Consider the following 25,200-nt stretch of genomic DNA (forward strand, 5'->3'; position numbering starts at 1 on the left):
CTCTTGGGCAGCATGGATACAGGGGAAAGCATGCTTACGTTTATCGAACTCCTTATCGGAGTCGTCGTCATTGTAGGTGTAGCACGCTACATCATTAAAGGGTATTCAGCCACGGGTGTGTTATTTGTCGGTGGTCTGACGCTGCTCATCATCAGTGCCCTAATGGGACACCAGGTCTTACCGGCCAGCGAGACCAGTACCGGCTATACCGCTACCGATATTGTTGAATATATTAAAATTCTGCTCATGAGCCGTGGCGGCGACCTCGGTATGATGATCATGATGCTGTGCGGTTTTGCGGCCTACATGACCCACATCGGCGCCAACGATATGGTCGTTAAGCTGGCATCGAAACCGCTGCAGTATATTAATTCCCCTTATCTGCTTATGGTTGCAGCCTATTTCCTTGCGTGTCTGATGTCGCTGGCCGTGTCGTCTGCAACGGGCCTTGGCGTGCTGTTAATGGCCACCCTGTTCCCGGTGATGGTGAACGTCGGCATCAGCCGCGGTGCGGCGGCGGCAATCTGTGCCTCACCCGCAGCGATTATTCTTTCTCCAACCTCCGGTGACGTGGTGCTGGCGGCAAAAGCGGCGGAAATGTCGCTCATCGACTTCGCCTTTAAAACCACGCTGCCCATTTCCATCGTGGCCATTGTCGGGATGGGGATCGCGCATTTCTTCTGGCAGCGCTATCTGGATAAAAAAGAGAACATCAGTCACGAGATGATGGACGTGAGTGAAATCACCACCACCGCGCCATCGTTCTATTCTATTCTGCCGTTCACGCCGATTATTGGCGTACTGATCTTTGACGGTAAATGGGGCCCACAGCTGCACATCATCACCATCCTGGTTATCTGTATGCTGCTTGCCGCGCTGCTGGAATTTGTGCGCGGTTTCAACACGCAGAAGGTCTTTTCGGGCCTTGAGGTTGCTTACCGTGGCATGGCAGATGCCTTCGCTGGGGTCGTCATGCTGCTGGTAGCCGCAGGCGTATTCGCCCAGGGGCTGAGCACCATCGGCTTTATCCAGAGCCTCATCTCAATCGCAACCTCATTCGGCTCTGCCAGCATTATCCTGATGCTTGTTCTGGTGGTTCTGACCATGCTGGCGGCGATGACAACCGGCTCCGGTAACGCCCCGTTCTACGCGTTCGTTGAAATGATCCCAAAACTGGCCCACTCCTCCGGTATTAATCCGGCCTATCTCTCTATTCCGATGCTGCAGGCATCCAACCTCGGCCGCACCATTTCCCCGGTTTCCGGTGTCGTGGTGGCGGTGGCCGGGATGGCAAAAATATCGCCTTTCGAAGTGGTCAAACGCACCTCCGTACCGGTTCTGGTGGGTCTTATCATCGTCATTATCGCCACGGAAGTGCTGGTCCCCGGCGCTGCCTAAGCTAAATTCCTGATAGCCAAAAAGCGCCTGCGGGCGCTTTTTGTGCTTTAATAACTTTCAGAAATAAATCGCATTCAATCGATCAGGAAATCAAATGTTCAGGAAGGATATCGTCATCCCCTCTGGCGCAATGGCGCTTGCACTCTGTGTATTCTCCGCACAGGCAGATCCCCTCAAGGCAACGCAGTATGGCGATTTCGACCGCTACGTCCTGGCACTTTCCTGGCAAACAGGGTTTTGCCAGAGCATGGTGGAGCGGAACCGTAATGCACCTGAAGAGTGTCGTCTGCAAAAAGAGAGCGAGACCAAAACGGATTACCTGACCGTTCACGGACTCTGGCCTGGCCTGCCGAAGTCTATCGCCGCGCGTGGCGTGGATGAACGCCGCTGGATGCGCTTTGGCTGCGCCACGCGTCCGCTCCCCAACATGCCGGAAGTGAAAGCGAGCCGGAAATGTTCCGCTGCCGAAACAGGGCTATCACTCTCGGGTGCCGCAAAACTGAACAACGTCATGCCCGGTGCAGGCGGTAATTCCTGCCTGGAGCGCTACGAATATGCCAAACACGGCGTCTGCTTTGGTTTTGACCCTGATGCGTACTTCGGCACGATGGTACGAATGAATCAGGAGGTTAAAAACAGCGCGGTGGGGAAATTCCTTGCGGATAATTACGGTAAGACCGTAAGCCGCAGAGATTTTGATAGCGCGGTGGCTAAAAGCTGGGGCAAACAGAACATCAAAGCGTTTAAGCTCACCTGCAACGGTAATCCGGCCTATCTCACCGAGATACAAATCTCACTCAACGCCGAGACCATCAACGCCCCGCTCTCGGCGGCGTCGTTTGCGCCACAGCCGCACCCGGGCAACTGTGGCAAACAGTTTATTATCGATAAGGCCGGTTACTGACCCCTGCGGGCATCCGGGCGTACCAGGTCAAAGCGATGCGTATCGCTGATGGCATAGTACGCCGTTGGGCCACCCGCACGCAGGATCGGTTGCGCCTTCGCGGTCTGGTAAATGCCCTCTTCCAGCAGCGTTTCGGCGATATGGATACCGACCACTTCCCCCAGAACCAGCCAGGTATCTACCGGCGTGCCGTCAGCACCCGTTAGCTGAATGCACTGCGACAGGCGACATTCGAAGTTCACCGGACTTTCTGCCACGCGCGGCGCCTTTATCAGCTGGCTCGCAATCGGCGTCAAGCCAGCAAAGGTGAACTCGTCTTCCCCATGGGGAAGCGTGACGGAGGTTTCATTCATTGCTTCGGCCAGGTCGCGCGTGGCCAGATTCCAGACAAACTCGCCGGTTTCGGTAATATTGCGCACGCTGTCCTTCCAACCATTGCTGGAAAAGCCAATGATTGGGGGGCGGTAGTTAAAGCAGTTAAAGAAGCTATAGGGTGCGAGGTTCAGCTGCCCGGCATTATCGCATGAGGAGATCCATCCAATCGGGCGTGGACCCACAATGGCGTTCAGCGGGTCATGCGGCAGGCCGTGCCCCTGAGAAGGTTGGTAGAAATACATATTGTTCTCGCATTGGTGGGGCCGACACGAATTACGCTTCGCTCAACACCCTGTTTCAGGACGCTCAGCGTAGCGCAATCCGCCAGAAATTAAGACTGAATAAATTTCAGCAAATCGTCATTTATCTGGTGCTTATGGGTGGTGCAGATGCCGTGCGAACCGCCGGCATACACCTTCAGCTCAGCGTTCGGTAGGATTTCCGCCGCCACGCGACCGCAGGTGTCGATCGGGACGATTTGATCAGCATCGCCGTGGATCACCAGCGTCGGAATGGTCATCTTCTTCAAATCTTCGCGCAGGTCGGTTTCGGAGAAGGCTTTAACGCAGTCGTACAGGGCTTTAATCGAGCCCTGAAGCCCTTGCTCAACAAAGCTTTCCCGCACCGCTTTGGACTCCTTCGCCCCGGGACGGTTATAGCCATAAAATGCCGCGCTCAATTCATAGAAGAAGGCCGCGCGATCGTTAACCACGCCTTCCCGAATACCATCAAACACCTCTTTCGGCACCCCGTTCGGGTTGAAATCGGTTTTGATCATAATCGGCGTGACCGCACCAATCAGCGCGGCTTTGGCCACGCGCTGCGTGCCGTGGCGACCAATATAGCGCGCCACTTCGCCGCCGCCGGTCGAGTGGCCCACGTGGACGGCATCTTTCAGATTAAGATGCGCCGTCAATTCGGCCAGATCGTCGGCGTATTGATCCATATTATGGCCGTCCCACGGCTGTGCCGAACGACCATGTCCGCGTCGGTCATGCGCAATTACGCGAAATCCTTTTGACCCCAGAAACAACATTTGGTCTTCAAAGGCGTCTGCCGTCAGCGGCCAGCCGTGGCTGAACACGATGGGCTGCCCGCTGCCCCAGTCCTTAAAATTCAAATAACTGCCGTCTTTCAAGGTAAGTTTGTCGTAATCGCTCATGAGATCTCCTGATGAAGGAACACTGAATGCGGATAGTCGCCCGCAAAGGGCGCTTAAAAAGGATAATGCAAATTTGCCAGGGATCACGTTTTTCGCCAAAAATTCATATGACAGATGAATGTGACCTTCATCACTTCAAACTTGCGTGCACAGTGAGTATCATCAGGAGAGTTAAACCCTCGCTGCCAGACGGCGAGGGTTTTCTTTTGGATTGGTTTCTGCGTTCCACGCAGCATTAACGACATGGAGTAATAAATGTCCAGACCCACAATCATCATCAATGAACTTGACGCAGAACGTATTGACCGACTTCTGGAGAAAGCAGAATTTGCCTCCCTGCCGGTGGCAGACGCGCTGAATGAGGAACTCGACCGGGCACAAATGTGTTCGCCTGAGACCATGCCGCATGACGTCGTCACCATGAACAGCCAGGTGAGATTCCGTAACCTGTCCACCGGGGAAGAACTGATCCGCACGCTGGTGTACCCGTCACAGATGACGGACAGCAGCGCGCAGCTTTCCGTGCTGGCGCCTGTGGGTGCAGCGCTGCTTGGGCTGCGCACGGGTGATACCATTAACTGGGCGTTACCGGGTGGCACATCAACCCATCTTGAAGTGCTTGAGCTGCTCTATCAGCCAGAAGCTGCTGGTGATTACCTGCGTTAATCCCATCTGAAAAAGCGCCCCTTCGCTTTGCACAGAGGATGCATCAGCATCCTCTTTCCGCAAATTCACCCAAATGTCCTATATCGCGCAAAACCCCCTTAATCCACGCTTAATCTGTTTTAGTGCCGCGGGGACGGTCATGAGTGAAATCGTGTCTATTACACTGGTTTATCTCATTTTTTTGGCGATTATCGTCATGGCCGTGCTGTACCTTGAACGTCACTGGTAACCTGTTTCTCCCCCCTGATTCAAACGTAAAAAAACGTCACGGCATGAAAAGTGCCGTACAGATACCAAAAACCGATATTATTTTGTGGTTGAATGATTTCAGCGTTTATAAACAAGGAGAAACGGGTATGTATCAAACAATCATTATGCCGGTTGACGTTTTCGAAATGGAACTCAGTGATAAAGCGGTACGTCATGCCGAGTTTCTGGCGCAGCAGGACGGAATTATTCATCTTTTGCACGTTTTACCGGGCTCCGCCAGCCTGAGCCTTCACCGCTTTGCCGCCGATGTCCGTCGTTTCGAAGAACATCTGCAGCACGAAGCCGAAACGCGCCTGCAAACCATGGCCGGGCACTTCACTATTGACCCTGCACGCATCAAAACACACGTCAGGTTTGGTAGCGTGCGTGACGCCGTCAATGAACTGGCAAACGAATTGAAGGCCGATGTGGTGGTTATCGGTTCACGTAATCCTTCTATTAGCACTCACCTGTTGGGATCTAACGCCTCCAGCGTGATCCGCCACACCCACATTCCGGTGATGGTCGTGAGATAAAAAAAGAGGCCACCTTTTGGTGGCCTCTTGCTATAGCAGGTGTCGTCTTACTTTCTTTTATTATGCTGTTTTGGTGCGAATCAGATAATCGAACGAGCTTAGCGATGCCTTCGCCCCTTCGCCGGTGGCGATGATGATCTGCTTGTACGGTACGGTGGTACAGTCGCCCGCAGCAAACACGCCCTTCACGCTGGTTTCGCACTTCGCATCAATAATGATTTCACCCATCCGGTTGCGCTCAATGGCGCCTTCCAGCCAGGTGGTGTTTGGCAGCAGGCCAATCTGAACGAAAATCCCCGCCAGCGGCACGCTATGCACATCGCCGCTCACGCGATCACGGTATTCCAGGCCCGTCACTTTGCTGCCGTCGCCCTTCACTTCCGTCGTCTGCGCATTCAGCACGATGTCGACGTTTTTCAGGCTGCGCACTTTGTCCTGTAGCACCTGATCCGCTTTCATTTCGGGTGCAAACTCCAGCAGGGTGACGTGTTCAACGATACCCGCCAGGTCGATAGCCGCTTCTACGCCGGAGTTACCGCCGCCGATTACCGCCACGCGTTTACCTTTAAACAACGGGCCGTCGCAGTGCGGGCAGTAGGTTACGCCTTTAGTGCGATACTGATCTTCGCCCGGCACGTTCATGTTGCGCCATTTCGCACCGGTGGCAATGATAATGCTGCGCGCTTTCAGCACCGCGCCGGAGGCCGTTTCAATTTGGTGTAACCCGCCTTCAACCGCCGACGGAACCAGCTTGCTGGCACTCTGGCTGTCGATAACATCAACCTCGTAATCGTTGACGTGCGCTTTTAAAGCGCCCGCCAGCTTCTGTCCTTCGGTTTTCGGCACAGAAATATAGTTTTCGATGTCCACGGTATCGAGCACCTGCCCGCCAAAACGTTCGCCCATCAGGCCGGTACGAATACCTTTACGCGCAGAGTAAACCGCCGCCGCCGCGCCCGCCGGGCCGGAGCCCACAATCAGCACATCGTAAGCATCACGTGTGTTCAGCTCTTCCGCCGCACGCTTCTCTGCGCCGGTGTCCACTTTTGCCACGATTTCTGTCAGGGTCATACGGCCCTGGCCGAACGTCTGGCCGTTCATATAGACCGCAGGGACGCCCATCACGTTACGATCGGTAATTTCGTTCTGGAAGGTACCGCCGTCAATCGCCGTGTGTTTAATGCGCGGGTTCAGCACCGCCATCAGGTTCAGCGCCTGCACCACGTCCGGACAGTTATGGCAGGAAAGCGAATAATAGGTTTCAAACTCAAAATCACCGTCAATATTGCGGATTTGCTCCAGCAGCGTCTGCGCCTCTTTTGACGGATGTCCACCGGTCCACAGCAGCGCCAGCACCAGTGAGGTAAATTCGTGCCCCAGCGGAGAGCCAGCAAAGCGCGGCCCCTGGTCAGATCCCGGATTGGTAATCAGGAAAGAGGGTTTGCGAACGGCCAGAGCGTTATCTTCCTTAAAGGTCACTTTCGGTGACAGCTCGGCGATCTCCGCCAGCAGTTCCTTGATCTCTGCCGATTTTGCGCTGTCATCCAGCGTGGCAATCAGCTCAACAGGTTTGGTTAGTTTCTCAAGGTATGCCTTGAGCTGGGTTTTCATAGTTGTGTCGAGCATTGTTCTTCCCTCTCTAAAAACGTCATCATGCAAGCTGCCTTATACGGGCGGCCTGAATGCAACTTGCATCATGGTGCTGGAAAAAAACGGGTGCGGCGCACCCGTTGTTGTAGGCCCGAGCAGGCGGCGCGCCGCCGGGCTTTTCAGACTTAGATTTTGCCAACCAGGTCCAGGGATGGAGCCAGCGTCGCTTCGCCTTCTTTCCATTTCGCCGGGCACACTTCGCCTGGGTGAGAAGCTACGTACTGCGCCGCTTTCACTTTACGCAGCAGGTCAGATGCATCACGGCCGATACCTTCAGCGGTAACTTCGATGGCCTGGATAATGCCCTGCGGGTCAACAACGAAGGTTGCGCGGTCGGCCAGACCTTCATCTTCACGCATGTTTTCGAAGTTACGGGTCAGGGTGCCAGTCGGGTCACCGATCATCGCATATTTGATTTTAGCGATGGTTTCAGAGCTGCCGTGCCATGCTTTGTGGGTGAAGTGGGTGTCAGTAGACACTGAGTACACGTCTACGCCCAGTTTCTGCAGTTCGTCATAATGATCTGCGACGTCGCCCAGTTCGGTCGGGCAAACAAAGGTGAAGTCAGCCGGATAGAAGAAGAACACGCTCCAGCGGCCTTCGGTATCTTTCTCGGTAACTTCGATGAATTCGCCGTTTTTGAACGCCTGGTTTTTGAAAGGTTTAATTTTGGTGTTAATCAAAGACATCTGTACTTCCTCCGTGTTTTCGTTGAGAGGTAAGGTAACGGACTTTCGCCGAGCGGGCTAATGCGTTTGCTTTATCAAATCAATCAGCCATACCTTACAACCCGAACAAGACAACGTTTAGAACGGAATAAACATAAAGTCCAAAAGTAAAAAGGCCGCCCTGTTGGGCGGCCCTGATACCTGAACTTCCCACAGGAACTTTCAGTGCCAGCGAGGCTGGCGTTGCGTTGCGCTCTACATACCTTTATATCAAGGCGGTAACAGCGCTTTGATTACAACACCCGCAACGACGCGGGGCAATCGGCTACAGGGGTATTCGTGTCTATAACTGCAATAGGTTTTACCGAACGACGCATTTCATTTAAGCAGCGACGCCCTCCGGGGGGAGAAATAAGAATGAGTGATAATTATCTGTCGATATATAAACGACACTATTTTTATTCAATTTCACGTTCTATTTTAAAGATAAAAATATCTTAACCCACCTTGAAGTCCCATTTCATTAATCTTCCATCGTGATATATTAAGACGGTATTTAATGACAATTAAGTTAGTTAACCACACGGATGGTAAATGGTTAACTTAGTTCTATAGTTATCAGTGATGTAATAACGCAATGCAGCTCACTCAGGATGAAAAATGGCAAACCTTTACGATCTCAAAAAATTCGATCTTAACCTGCTGGTGATTTTTGAATGCATCTACCAGCACCTCAGCATCAGCAGGGCGGCGGAAACGCTCTACATTACGCCATCGGCAGTGAGCCAATCTTTACAAAGGCTGCGTAATCAACTCAACGACCCGCTTTTCATTCGTTCTGGCAAAGGGATCACGCCGACGACCGTGGGGGTCAATCTCCATTTACATCTTGAGCAAAATCTTAACCAGCTTGAGCAAACCATCAATATCATGCATGGTTCGTCGCTAAAGAAGAATTTCGTCATCTACTGCCCGCAGGTTCTGACCACGGATAACCTGCTCAATCCAATGAAGTTATTGATGAGAGAGCATAATTATGAAGTCGAACTTCATGACATGCTGCTGTCCAGTGACTCCGCCGAAGACCTTCTGGCTTACCGTAAAGCAGATCTGATTTTCTCTATAGCCCCTATCAGTAACCGCTCGATGGTATGCGCCCCCTATACGCGTTTCGATATGATTCTGGTGTGCAGTCAGGATCATCCGCGTATGAAAGACAGTGCAACAATGGAAGAGCTACAGGAAGAGAAGTTTACCATCTTCATGAGCGATGAAGCTGGGGTCAAAAGCTATCAGTCGAAGACAGAAGAAGTTCACGCGGACAGGACAATCGGGTTTCGGTGTGACTCACTCTTTTCAATCATGACCATGATCAGTGCATCGCATTTGGTTGGATATGTCCCAGGGGTACTGTATGAGAAATACCGTGATGTGTTACGGCTAAAAAAAATCGACGCGCCCTTCACGCTCCCGCATATGGAAGTATTTATGATTTACAACCGCTCGGCGCTTAACAGTTCGGTTTTCTCGAAATTTATTGAGCAGATCACCACAAAATAAAAAGGAATGGCTGTGATATCCACAGCCATTCAATTCCCCTCAAAATATAACCCTCACTTATAATTAATAAAAACAATTCTATTTTCCATTTACCTGCCTTTATTTTCGCTACTATTATTCTCTCTCCTGTATTGACACAACCATCCGGTATTTATTTCCAGGAGGAGTTTGCCCTTGTCAATCTATAAACACCCACTCAATCAAAATGTTCTTGAAGCCGCGACAGAGCGTATTACATGGGCTCTCGAGCATTTACCCAGAGTCTGCGTGTCGTTTTCCGGTGGGAAAGATTCCACCATCATGCTCCATTTAACGGCCCAGCAGGCACGAAAGATGGGAAAGAAAATCCATGTTCTGTTTATCGACTGGGAAGCACAGTTCACCTGTACCATTCAGCATGTGAATAACATAATCGTACAATACGCTGACGTCATAGAGAAAAGCTGGTGGGTGGCCCTGCCGCTGACCACGCAAAACGCGCTCTCACAGTTTCAGCCAGAATGGCAGTGCTGGGAGCCGGGCAAAAACTGGGTGCGCCAGCCCCCCGCAGAGGCAGTGATCTCTCCTGATTACTTTGATTTTTATCAGCCAGGCATGACGTTTGAAGCCTTTGTCCGCGCCTTTTCTGACTGGTTTGCCCAAAAGCGCCCTGCCGCGATGATGGTGGGTATTCGTGCCGATGAATCTTACAATCGCTTTTTGACTATCGCCAACGCGCGCAAGCAGCGCTTTGCTGATGACAAACCCTGGACAACCGTCGCTCCGGGCGGCCATGCCTGGTACGTCTATCCCCTTTATGACTGGAAAACTGCCGATATCTGGACATGGTTTGCCAAAACGGGCTGCTGCTATAACCCCTTGTACGACCTAATGTTTCAGGCAGGCGTGCCGCCACGCTATATGCGCATCTGCGAACCTTTTGGCCCCGAACAGCGTCAGGGCTTATGGCTTTATCACGTTGTCGAGCCGGACCGCTGGGCCGCGATGTGCGAACGCGCCAGCGGCGTGCGCAGCGGCGGTATCTACGCCGGGCAGGACAATCATTTTTATGGTCATCGCAAAATTCTCAAGCCGGAGCATCTCGGCTGGCGCGAGTACGCCATGCTTCTGCTCGACAGCATGCCGCAAACCACTGCGGAGCATTACCGCAATAAAATCGCGATCTATCTGCACTGGTATCAAAAAAAAGGCATGGCGGATATACCCGACACGCAAGAGGGGGATATCGGTGCTAAAGACATCCCTTCGTGGCGACGGATATGCAAAGTGTTACTTAACAACGACTACTGGTGTCGGGCGCTCTCATTCAGCCCAAACAAACCAAAGTACTACCAGCGCTACAGCGAACGGATGAAAACAAAACGCCAGGAATGGGGAATTTTATGCAGCAACGATTGATTAAAGAGATAGCAAGCTATCTTCAGTCGCTTCCGGAAGAGAAACGAATTGACGCTATCAACGCCTTTCGTCAGGCCATTCATGAAAATAGCCCTTTTCGCGATCAGCCTATCGACTGCGTGCTGTGGATTAAACAGGACGACATTATCGCCAACGATTACAACCCCAACAATGTGGCGCCACCGGAAAAAAGACTGCTCGGTAAATCGCTGGAGCTGGACGGATTCACGCAGCCGATTGTGGTGACAGAAAGCGACTCTCAGCACTATGAAATCGTCGATGGCTTTCATCGCCACGAAATCGGCTCAAACCGGGCAGCCCTGAAGCGTCAGTTGAAAGGCTACCTGCCGGTGACGTGCCTGCGTAAAGCGCGACAGGAAAAGTTCGACAGAATGGCGGCCACCATTCGCCACAACCGCGCGCGGGGTCGCCACCAGATTAATGCCATGTCGGACATCGTGCGCGAACTGGTACAGCTTGGCTGGAACGATGAAAAAATCGGCAAGGAGCTGGGTATGGACAGCGACGAGGTGCTGCGTCTGAAGCAGATCAACGGCCTGCTGGAACTCTTTGCAGACCGTCGATACTCGGAAGCCTGGACGGTAAAATAATCAGAGCGTGTTTAAGCGCTCGGCCGCCGCCAGCAGCGTCGATTCCTGTTTTGCAAAGCAGAGGCGAATCAGCTTATGCGGGAAGGGATCGGCGCAAAACACCGACAGCGGAATAGCCGCCACGCCGACCTCTCTGGTCAGCCACTGGCAGAAGCTCACATCATCCAGATCGGAAATCGCGCTGTAGTCCGCCAACAGGAAGTAGGTGCCCTCACACGGCAAAATTTCCAGGCGGCTTTGGCGCAGCGCATCTACAAACAGATCGCGGCGGGCGCGGTAAAAATCCGGCAGCTCACGATAATGTTCAGGTTCGGCACGCAGTATATCGGCCAGCGCCAGCTGAGCAGGCGTGTTGACCGCAAACGTCAGATACTGATGCACCTTACGCAGTTCAACGCTGATGGCTGCCGGCGCTACGGCGTAACCCACTTTCCAGCCGGTCATGTGGTAGGTTTTACCAAACGACGATACTGCAATGGCGCGTTCGCGAAGCTGCGGATGCGCCAGCACGCTGGCGTGCCCTTCGCCCGCAAAGCAGATATGTTCGTACACTTCGTCGCTCAGCACATAGATTTCGCGTTCAGCAATCGCCTGCCACAGGGCAGCAAAATCCGCCTTCTGCCATACCGTCGCGGACGGGTTATGCGGCGTATTCAGGATCACCAGACGGGTTTTCTCGCTCAGCAGGGCCGCAAACGCCTGCCAGTCAGGACGAAAATGCGGAGGCTGTAGCGCAACACGCTTCACCACGCCGCCAGAGAGCTCAATGGCCGGTGCGTAGCTGTCGTAGCTCGGGTCAAAGCAAATGACCTCATCACCGGTGCGAACCAGTGCGGTAATCGCCGCATACAACGCTTCTGTCGCACCTGCTGTTACCGTAATCTCGCTGTTCGCATCCGGCGCGAACCCATAGAGCGCCGCCGTTTTATCCGCAATGGCATCACGCAACGCCTGCACGCCAGTCATCGGTGCGTATTGGTTCGCTCCCTGCGCAACATGGTACGCCAGACGCTCCTGCAGGGTGTTCGGGCCGTCGAAGTCCGGGAAGCCTTGCGAGAGGTTAATGGCATTGTGCTGCTGCGCCAGGGCACTCATTTGCGTAAAGATGGTGGTGCCAAGATTGGGAAGTTTACTCTGCGGAATCAATGCGTTATTGCTCATTGTACTGTGCCTGCTTGTAATACTTATGTTGCTGCCACTATAACACGATGTTAGTCTTTGGCAATCAAGACGCTTAGACGTCTAAACCATATCAATATTCCTGGCCGAGAGGGTAAAAGGAAAATGACAGACAACCTGCAACTCACGCATCTGGTCGACGCCTGCCGCTGGATTGGCGCCAAAGGCTGGGCCCCCGCCACCGGCGGCAACATGTCGGTACGTCAGGATGAACACCTCTGCTGGCTCAGCGAATCCGGTAAAGACAAAGGCAGCCTGACAACGAAGGATTTTCTGCAGGTGGAGATCGCCACCAACCGTGCACCGTCTGGCCGCACGCCCTCGGCGGAGACCGGGCTACACACCCTCATTTATCGTCTGTTCCCGGAGGCCAATGCCGTCCTGCACGTTCACACGGTGAACGCGACGGTGCTGTCACGTCTGGTGAAAGAGGCTGAACTGAACATCAGCGGCTTCGAGATGCAAAAATCCCTCACCGGGCAGACCACGCATCAGGATACGGTGGCTATCCCGGTGTTTGATAACGACCAGGATATCGACGCCCTCGCCTCGCGAATCGCCCATTACGCCCAGGAACGCCCGCTTAATTATGGTTTTCTTCTACGCGGTCATGGCTTAACCTGCTGGGGACGCGACGTGGCCGAAGCCCGCCGTCATCTGGAAGGACTAGAATTCTTATTTGAATGCGAAATGCGTTTACGACAACTGGAGAGAGTATGATTCGCGCGATTGTGACGGATATTGAAGGGACCACCAGCGATATTCGTTTTGTCCATGACGTTTTGTTCCCCTACGCGCGTGAGCGTCTGGCGGCCTTTGTGACCGCCCAGCAGTACGCCGAGCCGGTCAAATCGATTCTGGACAACCTGCGTGATGAAATCGGCAATCCACACGCCAGCATCAATGACCTGATCGAGGCCCTGTTTGCCTTTATGGATGAAGACCGGAAATCGACGGCGCTGAAGGCCCTGCAGGGGATCATCTGGCAAGACGGTTACGTCAACGGCGACTTCACCGGCCACCTCTACCCGGACGTACTGCCTGCGCTGGAAAAATGGAAAGCGCAAGGCATTGATCTCTATGTTTATTCCTCTGGCTCCGTCGCTGCGCAGAAACTGTTATTTGGCTACAGCGATGAAGGTGATATTACTCATCTGTTCAGCGGCTATTTTGATACCCACATCGGCGCCAAGCGCGAGGTGCAGTCTTATCAGAACATTGCGGCACACACGGGCATTGCCCCGTCGCAGATCCTGTTCCTGTCGGATATTCATCAGGAGCTGGACGCGGCTGAACAGGCAGGTTTTCGCACCCTGCAGCTGATTCGCGGTGATGATGACGGCGCAAGCCACCACCATCAGGTTCACCAGTTTGACGAAATAAACCCGGAGCAGATCCCTTCATGAGCGCATTAACCATTTATTCCGATAAAGACGCGAGCGAATACCAGTGGTACAGCACCGACGCGGACGAGATCGCGCAACAGCTCAACGCCAAAGGCGTGCGGTTTGAACGCTGGGCGGCCGATCGCGATTTAGGCCAGGATCCTGAACCAGAGGCAGTGATCGAAGCCTATCAGCATGCGATCGATAAGCTGGTGGCGGAAAAAGGCTATCAGAGCTGGGACGTCATCAGCCTGCGCGCCGACAATTCGCAAAAAGAAGCGCTGCGTGCAAAGTTCCTGAACGAGCACACCCACGGCGAAGATGAAGTGCGCTTCTTTGTAGAAGGTGCCGGGCTGTTCTGCCTGCACATTGGCAATGAGGTGTATCAGGTCCTGTGCGAGAAAAACGATCTGATTTCCGTGCCGGCGGGCACGCCGCACTGGTTTGATATGGGTTCAGAACCGAACTTTACCGCGATCCGTATTTTCGACAACCCGGAAGGCTGGGTGGCCCAGTTTACCGGTGATGCGATTGCGGATGCGTATCCCCGATTAGCATAGGTATTCGCTTTCCTCCTTCTCCCTCAAGGGAGAGGAGGTCTAAGAGACTTCACATACCCCACCAGCTGATCCAGCACAATCCCCCAGCCTTCATGAAAGCCCATCTGTTCATGCTGCTCGCGGATGTCCTTCGTTGGATGGCGCGCAATCGCCGTATAGCGGGTCTTCCCCTCCCCCACCTCTTCCAGCAATAAAATCGCCGTCATAAACGGCTTTTCGGCCGGTTTCCAGCCTTCGGTATAACCGTCGGTAAAGACCAGCTTTTTGCCGGGATCGATTTCCAGGAAGACACCGCGGTTATCCATCCGCTGACCATCTACCTCAAAAACGGTGTTGAACCGCCCGCCCACGCGCAGGTCGAGGTCGCATTCGGTCACTTTATGGGGAACAGGAATGAAAAATTTTTTGATGTGTTCCGGCGTGGTCCAGCACAACCACAGCAGGTCGCGCGGTGCATCCACCACGCGCTCCAGTTTTAAGTCTGTTTCAGGATCGAGCGTCACGATGTTGTCCTCTCAGGGGAATCCCTTAAAGGATAGCTGGACTCAGGCAAATTTACCCTGCGCCACCTCTTGCGGCGTGACCACGCCCGTATCCAGCACCCAGCCACTAATCAGTGCCGCAGGCGTAACGTCAAAGGCCGGGTTGTAAACCTGGGCATTCTCCGGTGCCCACTGCACCGCGCCAAAACTTCCCGCCACGCCCGTAACCTCGCTTGCCGCGCGCTGTTCGATGGGGATCGCCTCACCGTTCGGGCAGTCCGGGTCGAGCGTAGTGTGCGGGGCCGCAACATAGAACGGAATGCCGTGGAATTTCGCCAGCACCGCCAGGGAGTAAGTGCCAATCTTATTCGCTACATCACCGTTAGCGGCAATTCGGTCTGCGCCCACCCATACGGCGTCGACCTGTCCTTTTGCCATCAGGCTGGCCGCCATGGAATCAGTAATGAGCTGATACGGTACGCCCAACTCGCCCAGCTCCCACGCGGTCAGTCTCCCGCCCTGTAACAATGGGCGAGTTTCATCCACCCAGACGTTGCTGACGTTTCCTTCCCGATGCGCGCGGGCAATCACGCCAAGCGTAGTGCCTACGCCCGCCGTCGCTAACCCACCGGTGTTGCAGTGGGTCAGCAGACGGCTGCCAGGCTTCACCAGCGCGCTGCCCGCCTGCGCAATCGCGTCGCAAAGCTGCTTGTCTTCCTCAACCAGGCGCAAAGCTTCTGCCGTCAGCGCCGGCACAAAATCTTCCTGCCACAGCGCCAGCTTCATGCGGTCGAGGTTGTTCATCAGGTTCACCGCCGTGGGGCGGGACGCGCGCAGCGTCTCAAGCGCCACCGCCAGCGCGTCGCGGCGTTGACCATTTTCCGCCAGCAGCGCCAGCAACAGGCTTGCAGAGAGACCAATCAGCGGCGCACCCCGCACGCGCAGAGCATGAATATGCCCCACCAGCGCCTCCACCGTTGAGGCGTTGAGCCAGCGTTTTTCCTGCGGAAGCGCCTGCTGATCGAGAATAAAGAGCTGATTATCCGCCACCCGCAGGCTGGTCGTCTGTAATGTCTGCATGTCGTTAATTCCCTGTTGCGTTGTTGTAGCACATTGTGTCAGGATGAAATCCAGATGTATAGACGTCTACATGTCTTTATTAGCAAACCAATGAGGAACAGGCAATGTCGCAATACCGTACCTTTACCGCCCAGGATGCCGTGGAGTATGCAAAGCAGTTCGGCGGCCTTGATAACCCATCATCGCTGATGGAGGCGCAGGAAGTGGGCGACGGCAACCTCAATCTGGTCTTCAAAATTTTCGATGCCCACGGCGTGAGCCGCATCATTGTTAAACAGGCGTTGCCTTATGTGCGCTGCGTCGGCGAATCCTGGCCGCTGACGCTGGATCGCGCCCGGCTGGAAGCGCAAACCCTGGTCGAACACTATCAGCACAGTCCGCAGCATACCGTGAAAATCCACCATTTCGACCCGGAACTGGCGGTGATGGTGATGGAAGACCTTTCCAGCCATCACATCTGGCGTGGCGAGCTGATTAAGAACCGCTACTACCCGCAGGCCTCCCGTCAGTTAGGTGAATACCTCGCAAACGCGCTGTTCCATACCAGCGACTTTTATCTGCATCCGCACGACAAAAAGGCGCAGGTGGCAAAATTCATTAACCCGGAGATGTGCGAGATCACCGAAGATCTGTTCTTCAACGATCCCTATCAGATCCACGAGCGCAACAGCTACCCAGCCGCGCTGGAACACGACGTGGCAGCACTGCGCGATGATGCGCAGCTGAAGATTGCCGTGGCCGCTCTGAAGCACCGCTTCTTTTCTCAGGCAGAAGCCCTGCTGCACGGGGACATTCACAGCGGGTCTATCTTCGTGGCCGACGGCAGCCTGAAGGTGATTGATGCGGAATTTGGCTACTTTGGCCCCATCGGTTTCGACGTGGGTACCGCCATCGGCAACCTGCTGCTGAACTTCTGCGGTCTGCCAGGGCATCTGGGCATTCGCGATGCCGCCGCCGCCCGCGAGCAGCGCCTGACCGATATTCAGGAGCTGTGGAACACGTTCGCAGAACGCTTTCAGGCGCTGGCACACGAAAAAACGCGTGACGCCGCCCTCAGTGCGCCAGGCTATGCCTCTGAGTTTCTGAAAAAAGTCTGGAAAGATGCCGTCGGCTTTTGCGGCACCGAGTTGATTCGTCGCTGCGTGGGGCTTTCGCACGTGGCGGATATCGACACCATTACGGACGAGGCGATGCGTCATGAATGTCTGCGCCACGCCATTACGCTTGGCAAAGCCTTGATCGTCATTGCCGATCGCATCGACAGCGTCGAAGAGCTGGTAGCACGAGTGCGTCAGTACAGCTAATTTATCCCTCTCCCACGGGAGAGGGCATCAAACCGTACTCATCCCAAATACTCAATTACCGACAGCCCGCCGTTATAGTCGGTGCTGTAAATAATCCCCTGCGCATCGACAAACACGTCGCATGACTGGATCACCGGCGGGCGATTCGGGCGCGTATCCATCATTTTTGCGGGTGCCGCGGGCACCAGCGCGCCGGTTTCAACCGGACGATACGGATTCGAAATGTCGTAGGCGCGCACTCCCGCATTCTGATACGTGGCGAAAATCAGCGTTGAACTGATAAAGCTCCCCGGTCGGTTCTCATGCAGGTTATGCGGCCCGAAGTGTGCCCCCTTTGCCACATAATCACGCTCGTCCGGCTGCGGAAACGTTGAAATACTGACCGGATTCGTTGGCTCGCGGATATCAAACAGCCAGATCAGCTTCTCACCATCCGCCTGGTTATCAAGCACCGCCTCGTCCAGCACCACCAGCAGATTGCGATCCGGCAACGGCAGCGCGGTATGCGTCCCTCCTCCAAACGGCGGACTCCAGTTGCGGTGGCTAATCAGCGTCGGCTGGGTTCTGTCCTTCACGTCCAGCAGCGTCAATCCGCCGTCGCGCCAGCTGCCGTACGCGGTATCGCCGGCAATAATGGCATGGTGGAGCGCATAGCGTTTGCCTTGCGGCCAGCCTGGCTGTTCGCCTTCGGCCTGGTTCATTCCCGGCAGCCACCAGCGCCCCGCCACCTCGGGCTTACGGGGATCGGCCAGGTCGATAGTCAGGAAGATGTAATCGGTAAAACCGTCGATCAGCGCCGACACGTATGCCCAGCGTCCGCCCACGTACCAGATACGGTGGATCCCGATACCGTTCAGCGACATAAAGCCGATTTCACGAGGGTTGTCAGGGGTAGAAATATCAAACACGCGCAGCCCCGCGCTCCAGTCTTTGTCCTGCACGTCGCTGACGGTCTCACCGACCTGGCGGGTGTAGTAGACTTTCTCATCGGCAAAGCGGGCATCGGCAAACAGGTCGCGGGCGTTAATCACCAGCAGCAGATCGTCATGCGCCTGGAGATGCACGTTCCAGGTCCCCGGAGGCGCAGGCACGTAGCCCGCCGCTTTGGGGTTTTTCGGGTCACGCACGTCAACAATCGAAAACCCCTGCGACACCATATGGCCGATGTAGGCAAAACCGCGATGCACCATCAGCTGCACGCCATCCGGGCGACCGCCCTGGTCGCTGTGGCCAATCAGCCGCATACTGCGGCTGTATTCGGGCGTGGGCAGTCCACTCATTTATTTTTCGCTTCCAGCGTCGCAAACCACGGCGCAATAAAATCTTCCGTCTGGCCCCAGCCCGGAATGATTTTACCCAGCGACGCCACGTTCACCGCACCCGGCTGCGCGGTCAACAGCGCCTGCGGGATCGCGGCAGCTTTAAAATCGTAGGTTGCAGGTGTAGTTTCACCGGCAATTTTGTTGGCAATCAGGCGCACGTTGGTGGCACCAATCAGCTTCGGATCCACCGCCACGCTCACCTTCCACGGGCTGCCGGATTCACGCATCAGCTGCAAATCCTGGTTAGAGATATCGATGCTGTAGAGTTTGATTTCGGTACGACCGTTCTCCTTCAGGGCTTTATACGCGCCCTGGCTGAAGGCATCCCAGGTTCCCCAGATAGCGTCGATTTTTCCTTTCGGGTATTTCGCTAAAATCGCACCGACTTTGTTGGCCGTATCACCCTGCACGTCCGATGACACCGCGCCGATAGACTCCAGCTCTTTAATGCCCGGGTACTGCTTTTGCAGCACTTTATACGCCGCCTGGCGACGCTCCATCGGCGGGAAGCCAGCGACCCACAGCTTCACAATATTGGCTTTACCGTTGAAATCTTTTGCCAACTGGCCAAAGGAGAGATTCGTCAGCGACGCATCGTCCTGCTGGGTGACGGTCACGCCCGGGATCTCGCCGTTGACGGCTGTATCAAACACCGAGACCTTGATTCCGGCATCCACCGCCTTCTTCACCAGCGCGGTCGCATAGGGATCGCGCCCCTGGGAAAGAATAATCCCGTCGTATTTCTGGCTGATGGCCTGGTTAACGAAATCCTGGAATTTAGCGTCATCGCCATTGCTTAAAAAGGTGCTGACCTTGAAGCCAAGTTTTTTCCCTTCCTGAATCGCGCCTGCGACAAACTGGGTGGTGTTGTCGTCAGAGCCGAGGTTACGGATCACCGCAATACGGATCGGCCCATCATGTTCGGCAATGGCCGCCGGAAGCGGTGCAGGCGTTGCGGCAAAACCCGGCAATGCGGTCAATAATCCTGCAGCCACTAAAGAGAGAGCGATTTTTTTCATTCTGTTATCCCGTTGTGTTGTTTTAAATGGTTAACGTTTTTGTATGTAGGTAATCGCCAGCGCCACTGCGAGCACTAGCCCTTTTATAATGTCCATTGCGTAATAGGGAACCGACAGCATCACCAGCCCGTTTGACAGCACGCCGAGAATAACCGCGCCGACCAGCGTGCCAAGTGCGTTCGGTTTGCCCGATCCGGCCAGCGAGAAGCCAATCCACGCCGCGGCGACGGCATCCATCAGATATCCGCCGCCCGCATTCACCTGCGACGAACCAATGCGCGAGGCCAGCAATATTCCCCCCAATCCTGCCAGCAGCGAGGCAATCACGTAGGCTGCCACCTTGTAGCGCGTAGTACGGATCCCGGACAGGCGCGCCGCTTCCGGATTACCGCCAATCGCGTACATACGGCGTCCGTGCGTGGTGAGCGACAATCCAAGCTGCGCCACAACGGTGACCACCAGCATGATGATGACGATGGTCGGTACTTGCCCCAGCAGGCTGAACGCCGCCGGAATGGTGCCTTCTGCCATGTCGCCGCTCGGCAGTACCATGTTCTCGGTAATCGACCCGCCGTAGCTGTAGGTCATCGCCACGCCCTGAATCACAAACAGGCTGGCAAGCGTGGCCAGCATGTCCGGAATACGCAGGATAACGATCAGAAAAGCGTTGAACAGCCCCACAAGCGTGCAGAGCGCAAGGGTGATCAGAATCGATTCTGTGGTGCCGAAGCCGTGCCAGACGAACAGCGAAATCACCAGCGCGTTGGCCAGAGACGCCGTCGATCCTACAGAGAGATCAAACCCACCGATGGTGAGCGAAATCGACACGCCGATAGCAATCACCGTCACGATGGCAATCGAGCGCAGGATGTTGATGATGTTGTTGGGATCGAGGAAGTTGTCCGACGCCAGGCCAAAGACGGCCACCAGCGCGACGACTGTCAGCAACATGCCCCATTTGTAGAGAAAATCGAAAATCTGCTGGCGGCCAGACGCCGCCGCGGTCACTGAAAGGGCCTTGCTCACGACGCCGTTCCTCCGGTTGAATAATAAAGTAATGTCTCTTCGCGGGCCTCGGCCCCGGCGATTTCTGCCACAATGCGCCCGTCCCACAGCACGCAGATGCGGTCGCACAATCCCACCAGCTCGGCAAACTCGCCGGAGGCGTAAATGACCCCTTTGCCTTCGCGCGCCAGGCCGTCAATCAGTTGGAACAGATCGGTTTTGGCCTTCACATCCACGCCTTTCGTCGGCTCGTCAAAAATCAACACGCTGGCGTCATTCCGCAGCCACTTGCCGATGGCGATCTTCTGCTGGTTACCCCCGGACAGCCTGCGCAGCACCTGGCCTGGCCCACGGGCACGCACGCCGACGCGGGCAATGACCTCCTCCGCCCAGCGCCATGCCTGACGATGGCCAAACAGGCTCCAGCGCGAGAAGCTGTTATCCGCCGTCACCGACAGGTTCATGCTCACCGGCTCATCGATAAAAATGCCCTCTTTGCGCCGCTCCTCCGGCACCAGCGCCAGCCCGCGCTGCACCGAGTCTGCCGGATCGCGCGGCTGCCAGGGCTGATGGTTCAGCTCGCCTTGGTCAATCCGGCTTTTGCTGGCACCAAACAGCGCTTTACAGAGTTCGGTTTTGCCCGCCCCCGCCAGCCCGGCAATGCCCAGAATTTCACCTTTACGCAGGTGCAGAGAGATATCTTTCAGTAAGGCTTCATCGTGCAGCCCTTCAACCCGCAGCAATGTCTCTTCGCTATGCGCTGGACGCGCGGGGGGATAAATATCGCTCAGCGCGTGGCCGAGCATCTTCTCGACAATCTCTTCGCCGCTGAGATCGGCCATCGGACCGGACTCAATCAACTTGCCGTCGCGCAGCACCGTTAAGGTGTCGCAGATGGCCTTCAGCTCGTGAATACGGTGAGAGATAAATACCACCCCGATACCCTGCTGCTGCAGGCGCTTCACGACGGCAAACAGGCGTTCACTTTCGTGAGCGTCCAGCGGTGCGGTAGGTTCATCCAGAATTAAAAAACGGCAGTGGTGCGACAACGCCCGCGCCAGCAAAATTTGCTGCTTTTCAGCGAGCGTGCAGCTGTCGATGGGGCGGCGAACATCAAGAGAGACGTCCAGCTGTGCCAGCGCCTGCCTCGCCTGCTGGCGAATAGCGCGCCAGCGATAGCGGTGACCGGGCTGCGCCAGCCGATCGAGCATAATGTTTTCCGCAATGCTCAAACCAGGAATCAACGCCACGTCCACCTCCTGCTGGACCAGATGGATCCCCAGCAGCTTAGCGTCGAGCGGCTCGCGGATCGTCACCGGCTGGTTATTGATGCTGATCTCACCCTCATAACGATCGTGTGTACCGCACAGCACCGCCATCAGCGTCGATTTCCCCGCACCGTTTGCGCCGGTCAGCGCGTGCACGGATCCGCCGGTCAACGTGAAGTCCACGCGTGACAGCGCCTGAAAGCCGGAAAAGGCCAGGCTGATACCACGCATCTCAAGGCGACTGGAAAGCATCCGCGTTAAATCCTTCATTTATATTTCGATTTATGGAATTTTTCACAGCTCCGGTTGACTGACAACGACGGAAAAGGCATAAGATAAAGCGAAATATTATTAGCCATCCGGATGTCCAGACATAACATCGGGTTAGCGATTCATCAAAAAGGACAACACCATGAGCAACACCGATATCCGCGTCGTGCCGGGTCCGGCGAACTACTTCTCACACCCCGGCAGCCTTGCGCATCTGAATGATTTCTTTACGCCGGAACAGCTTTCCCGCGCGGTGTGGATTTACGGTGAACGTGCCATCGAAGGCGCACGCCCCTACCTGCCGGAGAGCTTTAGCGCGCCGGGCGCAAAACACCTGCTGTTTAAAGGCCACTGCAGCGAACGCGACGTCACCCATCTGGTGAATGACGCCGGGCGTGATGCGGCCATGGTGATTGGCGTTGGCGGCGGCGCGGTGATGGATACCGTCAAGGCCGTGGCGCGCCGTTTAAGCGTTCCTTTCGTTGGGATACCCACCATCGCCGCCACCTGTGCGGCATGGACGCCGCTCTCCGTCTGGTATAACGATGCCGGTCAGGCGCTGCAGTTTGAAATTTTCGACGACGCCAACTTCCTGGTGCTGGTGGAGCCGCAGATCATCCTTAACGCCCCGGCGGAATATCTGCTGGCGGGTATCGGCGATACGCTGGCGAAATGGTACGAAGCGGTGGTGCTCGCCCCTCAGCCAGAAAATCTGCCGCTGACCGTGCGGCTGGGAATCAACGGCGCGCTAGCGATCCGCGATGTGCTTCTGGATCACAGCGAAGAAGCGCTCGCCGACCAGCAGCGTGGGGAAGCCACTCAGGCTTTCAGGGACGTTGTCGATGCGATTATCGCGGGCGGCGGGATGGTGGGCGGACTGGGCGAGCGCTATACGCGCGTGGCGGCTGCGCATGCCGTACACAACGGCCTGACGGTCCTGCCGCAAACCGAAAAATTCCTGCACGGCACAAAAGTGGCCTACGGCATTTTGGTGCAAAGCGCCCTGCTTGGCCAGGATGACGTGCTGGCTCAGCTGGTGGCGTCGTATCAACGCTTTAACCTGCCGACCACGCTTCGCGAGCTGGAGGTGGACATCAATAATCGCGACGAACTCGACAAGGTCATCAACCATACGCTGCGCCCGGTGGAGTCGATTCACTATTTGCCGGTAACGCTGACGCCTGACGTTCTGCGCGCCGCATTTAAGAAGGTGGAATCCTTCACCCGTTAACCGTCCTGACCGTCTATACCTAATGATGATTCTCACCACTCTCGCAACGAGGTCATCATGCAGATCGATTTAACAGGTAAGAAGGCGCTGGTTACCGGCGCCAGCCGCGGATTGGGTCGTGCTATTGCACTGTCTCTGGCACGCGCGGGTGCCGATGTGGTTATTACGTATGAAAAATCTCACGATAAAGCCCAGGCCGTGGCCGATGAGATAAAGGCGCTTGGGCGGCACGGCGAGGCCGTTCAGGCGGATAGCGCGAATGCACAGGCCATTCAGGATGCCGTCACGCATGCGGCGCGCTCCCTCGGCGGGCTGGATATTCTGGTCAACAACGCCGGCATCGCACGCGGCGGCCCGCTGGAGTCCATGACCCTGGCGGACATCGATGCCCTTATCAACGTCAATATTCGCGGCGTGGTGATCGCCACCCAGGAAGCGCTGGTTCATCTCTCTGACGGCGGGCGCATTATTAACATCGGCAGCTGTCTGGCAAACCGCGTGGCGCAGTCTGGGATCACCGTTTACGCAATGACCAAATCCGCCCTCAACTCCTTCACCCGCGGTCTGGCGCGCGATCTGGGGCCACGCGGCATCACTGTTAACCTGGTGCATCCCGGCCCGACCAACAGTGACATGAACCCCGAAGACGGTGAACAGGCCGACTCTCAGCGCCAGCTTATTGCGGTAGGTCATTATGGACAGCCGGAAGATGTCGCGGCCGCAGTCACCTTCCTGGCAAGCCCGGCCGCCGGGCAGATCTCCGGCACGGGGCTGGACGTTGACGGCGGGTTGAACGCCTGATCGCATATTCTGTGCAAGCCTCTGCCGTCCGGCGGAGGCCTTTACGAGCCGCCTCGACGGTTCGCGTTTTGCCTCTTACTTGCGTTTGTTCTCCGCTCTACAGTACCCCATAAGAAATTCGGAATTTATCTAATAGTCTTATTATTTCCTTATGTTTTGTGTGGGCGTACAGTGGAGGTACGGATGAAGATTGTCTGGTCAAAAACGGCAGAGAAACAATTTTCTAAAATCGATAACCGGTATCAGAACTGCATTAAAAGCAGGCTGGAGAAGATGGATGATAAAACTTCACCTGTATCGGATATCAAGAAATTATCTTCTCCCGAAAACCACTACAGGCTGCGTTTAGGTGATTACAGGGTTATTTACACCTTTGGGGATCCGCCGGGCGATACCTGCTACGTAGTGGCAGTTAAACGCCGAACAACTACCACCTACCTTCATGAGGAGCATACGGAATATGGCTATTCAGTTCATAAAGGATGAAGAAGGAAAAAACCAGTATGTCGTCATTCCTTACGGTGAATACTTTCGTATGCGCTTAGCCATGCTGGAGTACGACGACGACGATGAAAACGACTGGGAGGATATTCCCTATGAGTCAGACATCTACGATAACGTAGGCCTACCGGGAGAGGTCTGCAACGTAATGCACAGCCAAAACGTCAGCCTGCAGGCCGCCTGGCGCATTCTGCGCGGCATGTCTCAGCAGGAGGTGGCGGAGAAACTCGGCATCAGCCAGTCCGCCGTGTCACAGCTGGAAGCCCTCGACTCCCGTCCGCAAAAACGCACCCGCGAAAAGCTGGCGGCCATTTACGGCTGTAAGCAAGAACAGATCAGCCTCTATTTACCGAAAGAGGGTTAACAGCATTTCGGCCCGCCCTTGCTGCCGTAACGGGCGTCCTGACGATCGCGGAAGAACGCTTCGTAGGTCATCGGCTCCTGGTCCGGATGGTTGACGCGCATATGCTCAACGTAGTTGTCGTAATCCGGCACGCCGATCATCATTTTAGCGGCCTGACCTAAGTATTTACCGGCTTTGGAAAGCGTATCAAACATCGTTAATTCTCATTGATGCCTCTCCCCTGTGGGGAGAGGGCTGGGGTGAGGGGTATGT

28 protein-coding genes are annotated in these 25,200 nt (G+C 55.3%); 16 read left to right on the forward strand and 12 right to left on the reverse strand.

Going from position 1 to position 25,200, the window contains the following annotated elements:
• Positions 1 to 30: 30 nt before the first annotated feature.
• Both dcuC and rna read left to right on the forward strand, forming a co-directional pair.
• Positions 31 to 1,398, forward strand: coding sequence for an anaerobic C4-dicarboxylate transporter DcuC (dcuC, locus tag V5P19_RS10290; protein WP_334402826.1), 1,368 nt, complete (start codon positions 31 to 33; stop codon positions 1,396 to 1,398).
• Positions 1,399 to 1,492: 94 nt separating this feature from the next.
• The gene (gene rna, locus V5P19_RS10295; RefSeq protein ID WP_334402828.1) at positions 1,493 to 2,302 is read left to right on the forward strand and encodes a ribonuclease I; all 810 of its coding nucleotides are present in this window, start codon (positions 1,493 to 1,495) and stop codon (positions 2,300 to 2,302) included.
• Here rna and V5P19_RS10300 read toward each other — a convergent pair.
• Positions 2,296 to 2,919, reverse strand: a complete 624-nt coding sequence (locus V5P19_RS10300) for a flavin reductase family protein (RefSeq protein ID WP_334402830.1) — start codon at positions 2,917 to 2,919, stop codon at positions 2,296 to 2,298. The two genes, rna and V5P19_RS10300, sit on opposite strands and share 7 nt — an antisense overlap.
• 89 nt (positions 2,920 to 3,008) lie before the next feature.
• The gene (locus V5P19_RS10305; protein ID WP_334402832.1) at positions 3,009 to 3,839 is read right to left on the reverse strand and encodes an alpha/beta hydrolase; all 831 of its coding nucleotides are present in this window, start codon (positions 3,837 to 3,839) and stop codon (positions 3,009 to 3,011) included.
• Positions 3,840 to 4,094: 255 nt separating this feature from the next.
• On the opposite strand from V5P19_RS10305, the gene rnk reads away from it, so the two are divergent.
• The 3 genes from rnk to uspG all read left to right on the forward strand — a co-directional run bounded on the left by rnk (position 4,095) and on the right by uspG (position 5,290).
• A complete protein-coding gene (gene rnk / locus V5P19_RS10310) occupies positions 4,095 to 4,505 on the forward strand; it encodes a nucleoside diphosphate kinase regulator (protein ID WP_334402834.1) in 411 nt (136 codons plus the stop codon).
• A 139-nt stretch (positions 4,506 to 4,644) separates the two neighbouring features.
• Positions 4,645 to 4,734: a small membrane protein YldA gene (gene yldA, locus V5P19_RS10315; RefSeq protein WP_334402836.1), complete on the forward strand. Its 90-nt coding sequence runs from the start codon at positions 4,645 to 4,647 to the stop codon at positions 4,732 to 4,734.
• Positions 4,735 to 4,861: 127 nt separating this feature from the next.
• Complete coding sequence (uspG, locus tag V5P19_RS10320; protein ID WP_334402838.1) at positions 4,862 to 5,290, forward strand: universal stress protein UspG; 429 nt, start codon at positions 4,862 to 4,864, stop codon at positions 5,288 to 5,290.
• Between the two features lie 60 nt (positions 5,291 to 5,350).
• Here the strand turns inward: uspG and ahpF are convergent, their stop codons facing one another.
• Together ahpF and ahpC are read right to left on the reverse strand one after the other, a co-directional pair.
• Positions 5,351 to 6,916 (reverse strand): alkyl hydroperoxide reductase subunit F, encoded by a 1,566-nt coding sequence (ahpF, locus tag V5P19_RS10325; protein ID WP_334402840.1) that lies wholly within the window; start codon positions 6,914 to 6,916, stop codon positions 5,351 to 5,353.
• Positions 6,917 to 7,065: 149 nt separating this feature from the next.
• Positions 7,066 to 7,629 carry an alkyl hydroperoxide reductase subunit C gene (gene ahpC / locus V5P19_RS10330; protein WP_334402843.1) on the reverse strand — a complete coding sequence of 188 codons (564 nt, stop codon included), beginning with the start codon at positions 7,627 to 7,629 and terminating at the stop codon, positions 7,066 to 7,068.
• Between the two features lie 639 nt (positions 7,630 to 8,268).
• Between ahpC and V5P19_RS10335 the strand changes: the two genes are divergently transcribed.
• The 3 genes from V5P19_RS10335 to V5P19_RS10345 all read left to right on the forward strand — a co-directional run bounded on the left by V5P19_RS10335 (position 8,269) and on the right by V5P19_RS10345 (position 11,177).
• Complete coding sequence (locus V5P19_RS10335; protein WP_334402845.1) at positions 8,269 to 9,168, forward strand: LysR family transcriptional regulator; 900 nt, start codon at positions 8,269 to 8,271, stop codon at positions 9,166 to 9,168.
• Positions 9,169 to 9,342: 174 nt separating this feature from the next.
• Complete coding sequence (locus V5P19_RS10340; RefSeq protein ID WP_334402848.1) at positions 9,343 to 10,566, forward strand: phosphoadenosine phosphosulfate reductase; 1,224 nt, start codon at positions 9,343 to 9,345, stop codon at positions 10,564 to 10,566.
• Positions 10,551 to 11,177, forward strand: coding sequence for a ParB/RepB/Spo0J family partition protein (locus V5P19_RS10345; protein WP_334402850.1), 627 nt, complete (start codon positions 10,551 to 10,553; stop codon positions 11,175 to 11,177). Before V5P19_RS10340 ends, V5P19_RS10345 begins: the two co-directional genes overlap by 16 nt.
• Here the strand turns inward: V5P19_RS10345 and V5P19_RS10350 are convergent, their stop codons facing one another.
• Positions 11,178 to 12,338, reverse strand: coding sequence for a pyridoxal phosphate-dependent aminotransferase (locus tag V5P19_RS10350; RefSeq protein WP_334402852.1), 1,161 nt, complete (start codon positions 12,336 to 12,338; stop codon positions 11,178 to 11,180).
• A gap of 123 nt (positions 12,339 to 12,461) precedes the next feature.
• On the opposite strand from V5P19_RS10350, the gene V5P19_RS10355 reads away from it, so the two are divergent.
• From V5P19_RS10355 to V5P19_RS10365, 3 genes are read left to right on the forward strand one after another with little or no spacing between them, the layout of a single operon-like run.
• Complete coding sequence (locus tag V5P19_RS10355; RefSeq protein ID WP_134348462.1) at positions 12,462 to 13,076, forward strand: methylthioribulose 1-phosphate dehydratase; 615 nt, start codon at positions 12,462 to 12,464, stop codon at positions 13,074 to 13,076.
• Positions 13,073 to 13,762: an acireductone synthase gene (gene mtnC, locus V5P19_RS10360; protein WP_334402857.1), complete on the forward strand. Its 690-nt coding sequence runs from the start codon at positions 13,073 to 13,075 to the stop codon at positions 13,760 to 13,762. The genes V5P19_RS10355 and mtnC overlap by 4 nt, the downstream gene beginning before the upstream one ends.
• A complete protein-coding gene (locus V5P19_RS10365; RefSeq protein WP_334402859.1) occupies positions 13,759 to 14,301 on the forward strand; it encodes an acireductone dioxygenase in 543 nt (180 codons plus the stop codon). Before mtnC ends, V5P19_RS10365 begins: the two co-directional genes overlap by 4 nt.
• A gap of 23 nt (positions 14,302 to 14,324) precedes the next feature.
• Here V5P19_RS10365 and V5P19_RS10370 read toward each other — a convergent pair whose 3' ends face one another.
• A complete protein-coding gene (locus V5P19_RS10370) occupies positions 14,325 to 14,804 on the reverse strand; it encodes an SRPBCC family protein (RefSeq protein WP_334402862.1) in 480 nt (159 codons plus the stop codon).
• A 42-nt stretch (positions 14,805 to 14,846) separates the two neighbouring features.
• Positions 14,847 to 15,863, reverse strand: coding sequence for an S-methyl-5-thioribose-1-phosphate isomerase (mtnA, locus tag V5P19_RS10375; protein WP_334402865.1), 1,017 nt, complete (start codon positions 15,861 to 15,863; stop codon positions 14,847 to 14,849).
• A gap of 104 nt (positions 15,864 to 15,967) precedes the next feature.
• On the opposite strand from mtnA, the gene mtnK reads away from it, so the two are divergent.
• Positions 15,968 to 17,167 (forward strand): S-methyl-5-thioribose kinase, encoded by a 1,200-nt coding sequence (gene mtnK, locus V5P19_RS10380; protein ID WP_334402867.1) that lies wholly within the window; start codon positions 15,968 to 15,970, stop codon positions 17,165 to 17,167.
• Positions 17,168 to 17,205: 38 nt separating this feature from the next.
• Here the strand turns inward: mtnK and V5P19_RS10385 are convergent, their stop codons facing one another.
• From V5P19_RS10385 to V5P19_RS10400, 4 genes are read right to left on the reverse strand one after another with little or no spacing between them, the layout of a single operon-like run.
• Positions 17,206 to 18,447: an LVIVD repeat-containing protein gene (locus V5P19_RS10385; RefSeq protein WP_334402869.1), complete on the reverse strand. Its 1,242-nt coding sequence runs from the start codon at positions 18,445 to 18,447 to the stop codon at positions 17,206 to 17,208.
• On the reverse strand, positions 18,444 to 19,508 hold the full coding sequence (locus tag V5P19_RS10390) for a sugar ABC transporter substrate-binding protein (RefSeq protein WP_334402871.1): 1,065 nt from the start codon (positions 19,506 to 19,508) through the stop codon (positions 18,444 to 18,446). The genes V5P19_RS10385 and V5P19_RS10390 overlap by 4 nt, the downstream gene beginning before the upstream one ends.
• Positions 19,509 to 19,538: 30 nt before the next feature.
• Positions 19,539 to 20,534 (reverse strand): ABC transporter permease, encoded by a 996-nt coding sequence (locus tag V5P19_RS10395; protein WP_334402873.1) that lies wholly within the window; start codon positions 20,532 to 20,534, stop codon positions 19,539 to 19,541.
• Positions 20,531 to 22,033, reverse strand: a complete 1,503-nt coding sequence (locus tag V5P19_RS10400; RefSeq protein ID WP_334402876.1) for a sugar ABC transporter ATP-binding protein — start codon at positions 22,031 to 22,033, stop codon at positions 20,531 to 20,533. The genes V5P19_RS10395 and V5P19_RS10400 overlap by 4 nt, the downstream gene beginning before the upstream one ends.
• Before the next feature lie 160 nt (positions 22,034 to 22,193).
• Between V5P19_RS10400 and V5P19_RS10405 the strand changes: the two genes are divergently transcribed.
• The 4 genes from V5P19_RS10405 to V5P19_RS10420 all read left to right on the forward strand — a co-directional run bounded on the left by V5P19_RS10405 (position 22,194) and on the right by V5P19_RS10420 (position 24,948).
• A complete protein-coding gene (locus V5P19_RS10405) occupies positions 22,194 to 23,282 on the forward strand; it encodes an oxidoreductase (protein WP_334402879.1) in 1,089 nt (362 codons plus the stop codon).
• A gap of 57 nt (positions 23,283 to 23,339) precedes the next feature.
• Positions 23,340 to 24,083, forward strand: a complete 744-nt coding sequence (locus tag V5P19_RS10410; protein WP_334402881.1) for a 3-oxoacyl-ACP reductase family protein — start codon at positions 23,340 to 23,342, stop codon at positions 24,081 to 24,083.
• Positions 24,084 to 24,266: 183 nt separating this feature from the next.
• Entirely contained in the window at positions 24,267 to 24,569 is a 303-nt protein-coding gene (locus tag V5P19_RS10415; protein ID WP_334402883.1) for a type II toxin-antitoxin system RelE/ParE family toxin, read from the forward strand.
• Positions 24,544 to 24,948 (forward strand): helix-turn-helix domain-containing protein, encoded by a 405-nt coding sequence (locus V5P19_RS10420; RefSeq protein ID WP_176610920.1) that lies wholly within the window; start codon positions 24,544 to 24,546, stop codon positions 24,946 to 24,948. Before V5P19_RS10415 ends, V5P19_RS10420 begins: the two co-directional genes overlap by 26 nt.
• Here V5P19_RS10420 and V5P19_RS10425 read toward each other — a convergent pair.
• Positions 24,945 to 25,142, reverse strand: coding sequence for a YbdD/YjiX family protein (locus tag V5P19_RS10425; protein WP_334402888.1), 198 nt, complete (start codon positions 25,140 to 25,142; stop codon positions 24,945 to 24,947). The two genes, V5P19_RS10420 and V5P19_RS10425, sit on opposite strands and share 4 nt — an antisense overlap.
• Between the last annotated feature and the right edge of the window lie 58 nt (positions 25,143 to 25,200).

This window comes from Enterobacter sp. UNJFSC 003 (assembly GCF_036903355.1).
Taxonomy (GTDB): domain Bacteria; phylum Pseudomonadota; class Gammaproteobacteria; order Enterobacterales; family Enterobacteriaceae; genus Enterobacter.

Coding starts and splice junctions, on each gene's coding strand:
- V5P19_RS10365 (WP_334402859.1), top strand. CDS start 13,759: ATGAGCGCATTAACCATTTATTCCGATAAAGACGCGAGCGAATACCAG.
- yldA (WP_334402836.1), top strand. CDS start 4,645: ATGAGTGAAATCGTGTCTATTACACTGGTTTATCTCATTTTTTTGGCG.
- V5P19_RS10300 (WP_334402830.1), bottom strand. CDS start 2,919: ATGTATTTCTACCAACCTTCTCAGGGGCACGGCCTGCCGCATGACCCG.
- V5P19_RS10420 (WP_176610920.1), top strand. CDS start 24,544: ATGGCTATTCAGTTCATAAAGGATGAAGAAGGAAAAAACCAGTATGTC.
- V5P19_RS10350 (WP_334402852.1), bottom strand. CDS start 12,338: ATGAGCAATAACGCATTGATTCCGCAGAGTAAACTTCCCAATCTTGGC.
- rna (WP_334402828.1), top strand. CDS start 1,493: ATGTTCAGGAAGGATATCGTCATCCCCTCTGGCGCAATGGCGCTTGCA.
- uspG (WP_334402838.1), top strand. CDS start 4,862: ATGTATCAAACAATCATTATGCCGGTTGACGTTTTCGAAATGGAACTC.
- V5P19_RS10385 (WP_334402869.1), bottom strand. CDS start 18,447: ATGAGTGGACTGCCCACGCCCGAATACAGCCGCAGTATGCGGCTGATT.
- mtnK (WP_334402867.1), top strand. CDS start 15,968: ATGTCGCAATACCGTACCTTTACCGCCCAGGATGCCGTGGAGTATGCA.
- rnk (WP_334402834.1), top strand. CDS start 4,095: ATGTCCAGACCCACAATCATCATCAATGAACTTGACGCAGAACGTATT.
- V5P19_RS10355 (WP_134348462.1), top strand. CDS start 12,462: ATGACAGACAACCTGCAACTCACGCATCTGGTCGACGCCTGCCGCTGG.
- mtnA (WP_334402865.1), bottom strand. CDS start 15,863: ATGCAGACATTACAGACGACCAGCCTGCGGGTGGCGGATAATCAGCTC.
- V5P19_RS10390 (WP_334402871.1), bottom strand. CDS start 19,508: ATGAAAAAAATCGCTCTCTCTTTAGTGGCTGCAGGATTATTGACCGCA.
- V5P19_RS10410 (WP_334402881.1), top strand. CDS start 23,340: ATGCAGATCGATTTAACAGGTAAGAAGGCGCTGGTTACCGGCGCCAGC.
- dcuC (WP_334402826.1), top strand. CDS start 31: ATGCTTACGTTTATCGAACTCCTTATCGGAGTCGTCGTCATTGTAGGT.
- V5P19_RS10400 (WP_334402876.1), bottom strand. CDS start 22,033: ATGCTTTCCAGTCGCCTTGAGATGCGTGGTATCAGCCTGGCCTTTTCC.
- ahpF (WP_334402840.1), bottom strand. CDS start 6,916: ATGCTCGACACAACTATGAAAACCCAGCTCAAGGCATACCTTGAGAAA.
- V5P19_RS10425 (WP_334402888.1), bottom strand. CDS start 25,142: ATGTTTGATACGCTTTCCAAAGCCGGTAAATACTTAGGTCAGGCCGCT.
- mtnC (WP_334402857.1), top strand. CDS start 13,073: ATGATTCGCGCGATTGTGACGGATATTGAAGGGACCACCAGCGATATT.
- V5P19_RS10345 (WP_334402850.1), top strand. CDS start 10,551: ATGCAGCAACGATTGATTAAAGAGATAGCAAGCTATCTTCAGTCGCTT.
- ahpC (WP_334402843.1), bottom strand. CDS start 7,629: ATGTCTTTGATTAACACCAAAATTAAACCTTTCAAAAACCAGGCGTTC.
- V5P19_RS10305 (WP_334402832.1), bottom strand. CDS start 3,839: ATGAGCGATTACGACAAACTTACCTTGAAAGACGGCAGTTATTTGAAT.
- V5P19_RS10405 (WP_334402879.1), top strand. CDS start 22,194: ATGAGCAACACCGATATCCGCGTCGTGCCGGGTCCGGCGAACTACTTC.
- V5P19_RS10415 (WP_334402883.1), top strand. CDS start 24,267: ATGAAGATTGTCTGGTCAAAAACGGCAGAGAAACAATTTTCTAAAATC.
- V5P19_RS10335 (WP_334402845.1), top strand. CDS start 8,269: ATGGCAAACCTTTACGATCTCAAAAAATTCGATCTTAACCTGCTGGTG.